The sequence below is a fragment of the Acutalibacter sp. 1XD8-33 genome (assembly GCF_003612555.1).
GTDB lineage: Bacteria > Bacillota > Clostridia > Oscillospirales > Acutalibacteraceae > Acutalibacter.
The window spans coordinates 1-3,786 of sequence record NZ_RAZF01000062.1 but is presented as its reverse complement, the minus strand read 5'-3'; the positions used below and the strand labels follow the sequence as shown (position 1 = coordinate 3,786).

General features: G+C 52.6%; 4 protein-coding genes. 1 reads left to right on the top strand and 3 read right to left on the bottom strand.

Annotated elements, in window-relative coordinates:
* Window positions 1-52 precede the first annotated feature (52 nt).
* The 3 genes from D7X94_RS17635 to greA form a co-directional block, all read right to left on the bottom strand.
* Complete coding sequence (locus D7X94_RS17635) at window positions 53-403, bottom strand: zinc-ribbon domain-containing protein (RefSeq protein ID WP_120429109.1); 351 nt, start codon at window positions 401-403, stop codon at window positions 53-55.
* A gap of 262 nt (window positions 404-665) precedes the next feature.
* Window positions 666-2,618, bottom strand: a complete 1,953-nt coding sequence (lysS, locus tag D7X94_RS17630) for a lysine--tRNA ligase (protein WP_442857929.1) — start codon at window positions 2,616-2,618, stop codon at window positions 666-668.
* A gap of 43 nt (window positions 2,619-2,661) precedes the next feature.
* A complete protein-coding gene (greA, locus tag D7X94_RS17625; protein WP_120429105.1) occupies window positions 2,662-3,147 on the bottom strand; it encodes a transcription elongation factor GreA in 486 nt (161 codons plus the stop codon).
* 436 nt (window positions 3,148-3,583) lie between these two features.
* On the opposite strand from greA, the gene D7X94_RS18255 reads away from it, so the two are divergent.
* On the top strand, window positions 3,584-3,786 hold a 203-nt coding region (locus D7X94_RS18255), incomplete at its 3' end, for a helix-turn-helix domain-containing protein (RefSeq protein ID WP_147401774.1).

Sequence of the window (3,786 nt, the reverse complement as noted above, 5' to 3'; positions counted from 1 at the left end):
AGGCTTGGTTTGGTATACACTTTTTCATTTTCTAAAAAATTTTCTATTTCCTCTATCTTGGGGCTTGACTTTTGTTTGCAGGACTCCATATCACTTTCTTATGTGAGCCGATGGAAACCTCCGCAGGCTTTATTTCATTTTTATCTGACCATTCCTGTGCTAATTCCGGCTTCAATGTGGCTAAATCATTGATTCCCTCAATTACTCTTGCTCCTGAGCATATAGGACAGTTCTCGCCCTTTGAGCGAGCCTTAACGCTTGTCTGCCATTCGTGACCGCAGGCAGCTTTCCACCAAACGATTTTATTTGAGCCATAGGTTATTTTATCGGGTGTAAGCGGAAGATTTTTGTCCGACCACTCACGCACAAGCTCCGGGCGCATAATCGCTAAACTGTTACTCATAATCAAACCTCAACCTCCTTTGCAATTACATTGTATTGGAAATCAAAGAAAACTTGTAGTTTGCGACCGGATACACCGTACAACGCAAAAAAGACCTTGAAAGGTATTATCCTCTCAAGGTCTTAATCTTAGAAATTATGCGATTTTTCAGCCTCTGCACACTTTCCTGCACCAAATGATGTAAATTTGATGTAAATGTGTACTGATGGGGCGTATCCCGGCATTAAAGTACATCCCGTTTTACCGGGGAAAACGATACATCTTAATAGAGCTTTGCGCCTGCCGGAATGTGGTTGTCTACCATCAGAAGATGGAGTTTTTCTGCACCTTCCTCATTGTGAACAGCGCTTATCAGCATACCGCAGGAATCAATACCCATCATCGGTCTTGGCGGAAGATTGGTGATAGCGATACAAGTCTTGCCGACCAATTCTTCCGGCTCGTAATACTCGTGAATACCGCTTAAAATCGTCCTGTTTTCGCCTGTGCCATCGTCTAATGTAAACTTTAAGAGTTTCTTTGACTTCGGTACGGCTTCACATTCAAGCACCTTTACGACTCTGAAATCCGATTTAGAGAAAGTCTCAAAATCAACGAAATCCTTGAATAGAGGCTCAATCTCTACCTTAGAAAAATCAATCTTCTCCGGCTCTGTGTTTACATCATTTGCAACCGCCTGAACAGCCTTGTGGCTTACATCATTTTTCTTATTTACACCATCTAAGGACTTCATTGTCGGGAACAGCAGCACATCCCGGATGGACTGTGCTCCCGTGAGCAGCATGACCAGCCGGTCCACGCCCATGCCCATGCCGCCGGTGGGGGGCATTCCGTATTCCAGAGCGGTGAGGAAGTCCTCGTCCACGTCGCAGGCCTCGTCGTCGCCGGCGGCCTTTTGTGCCGCCTGGGCCTCGAAACGCTGCCGCTGGTCGATGGGGTCGTTGAGCTCGCTGAAGGCGTTGGCGTACTCTCTGCCGCAGATGAACAGCTCGAAGCGCTGGGTATACTCCGGGTTCTCCGGGTCCTTCTTTGCCAGGGGCGAAATGTCCACCGGGTGGCCGGTGAGGAAGGTGGGCTGCACCAGATTCTTTTCGCAGAACTCCTCAAAGAACAGGTTCAGGATCTCCCCCTTCTTGTGGCGCTGCTCGTATTGGATATGGTGCTGATCCGCCAGAGCCCGGGCCTCCTCCAGGGTGTGCACCTGGGTAAAGTCCACCCCGGCATACCGCTTCACGGCCTCCGTCATGCTGATCCGGGCAAAGGGCCGGTCCAGGTCGATCTCCACCCCGTCCCGTTCCACCTGGCCGGCACCCAGGACCGTATGGGCCACAAAGCGGATCAGGCCCTCGGTCTGGTCCATCATTCCGTGGATGTCGGTATAAGCCTGGTAGAACTCCAGCATGGTGTACTCCGGGTTGTGCCAGGTGTCCATGCCCTCGTTGCGGAATACCCGGCTGACCTCGTACACCCGGTCAAAGCCGCCTACAATGAGCCGCTTCAGATGGAGCTCCAGGGCGATGCGCAGGTACATATCCATATCCAGGGTGTTGTGGTGGGTGATGAAGGGCCGGGCCGCCGCGCCGCCCGCCTGGGTGTGCAGCACCGGGGTCTCCACCTCCAGAAAGCCCTGGCCGTCCAGGAACTGCCGGATGGCGCTGATGATCCTGCTGCGCTTTACAAACACGTCCCGGACCTCCGGGTTCATGATCAGGTCCAGATAGCGCTGGCGGTAGCGGGCGTCGGTATTGGTCAGGCCGTGGTACTTCTCGGGCAGGGGCAGCAGGGCCTTGGAGAGGATAGTCAGCTCCAGGGCCTTCACGGAGATCTCCCCCCGCTGGGTGCGGAACACCTCCCCTTTCACGCCCACGATGTCGCCGATGTCCAGCCCGGCCTGCATGGCCTTGTAGGCCTCCTCCCCCATCACGTCGATCTTGGCGTAGATCTGAATCCGCCCGGAGCTGTCCCGCAGATCCATAAAGGCCACCTTGCCCATGCCCCGGCGGCTCATAATCCGCCCGGCCACGGACACGGACCGGCCCTCCAGCTCCTCAAAATGTTCCAGAATTTCCTGGGCCTTGCGGTCCGCCTCAAATCTGGTGTGCCGGTAGGGGTCCAATCCCTCTTTCTGCATTTGAAACAGCTTCTCCCGGCGTATCTTCAGAATTTCCTTTAATTCCAGTTCTCCTTGGCTTGCCTGATGTTCCGTCATCTTCATTTCCTCCAATCCTCGTCACATTCCTGCATTTCAGCCGGACAGCCTATCTTGAAATATTAACGATAGTATACCGGGCCGTCCCTGTGGGCGTTTCCACCTCCACAGACTGCCCCACCTTTCCGCCAATGAGCGCCTTGCCCACTGCGGACTCATCGGAAATCTTTCCATTGCGGGGGTCGGCCTCATTAGAGCCTACTATGCGGAATGTACGTTCCGAAGCCTTCCCGGTGGGCGAGACAATATCCACGTCAATTTTTGAACCGATATGCACCGTCTCGTTGTTCAGCCGGCTCTCGTCAATCACCACAGCGTTTTTCAGCATGACCTCCACATCCGCAAGACGTGCCTCCACCATGGCCTGGTCGTTTTTTGCCTCGTCATATTCACTGTTCTCCGACAGGTCGCCAAAAGACAGCGCCACTTTTATTTTCTCGGCGACCTCCTTCCGGCGCACCGTTTTCAGATAGTCCAGTTCCTTCTCCAGGGCGGCAAGGCCCTCTTTTGTAACAAAATACTGCTTTTCTGCCATTGCTGATAACCTTCTTCCTTTCTCCCGAGCTTTCCGGCCGGAATCTTTGGGAAAACACAAAGAGAAACCCACAGGCTAAAAACGCTTTCAGCCTGTAGTTTCACTTTCTTAGAAGCTGTACCGATAGAATTCGTATGACGGTTTTCGAGCCTGTTTTGGGCGCTTGGCAAGACGCGAAAGTGTATTGGCAAACTTTCGCAACACAGCCAGCGGCCAAAAAGGCCGAAAAAAGGCGTGCTACATTCTATTGGTACGGCTTCTTATTTCCGCCGGACGCAAGCCGCGGTCAATTACCCCCTATTATAATGATATGCGCTCAAAATGTCAAGAAAAAAGCCGGCAAGCATTACAATTAGGTTACACAAGGTCAAACGACCTGTGTAACCTAATTTTTTTGCAAAGAAATGGGAAAACGACGAACCGGGGGTGAGAAATCTTGCGGAAATACAGATATTTGACATTCACAGACCGAAAGCAGATTTCCGCGTGGTATCAGTCAAACGACCGTGCGGCGGACATAGCGGTTCGGCTGGGCATGAGCGTAAAAACGATATACCTTGAATTGAAACGCGGGGAAGAAACGGACGAAAGCGGGGCCGTTATCCTTGACCGCAACCAGCGGCCCGCATACAACCCCGT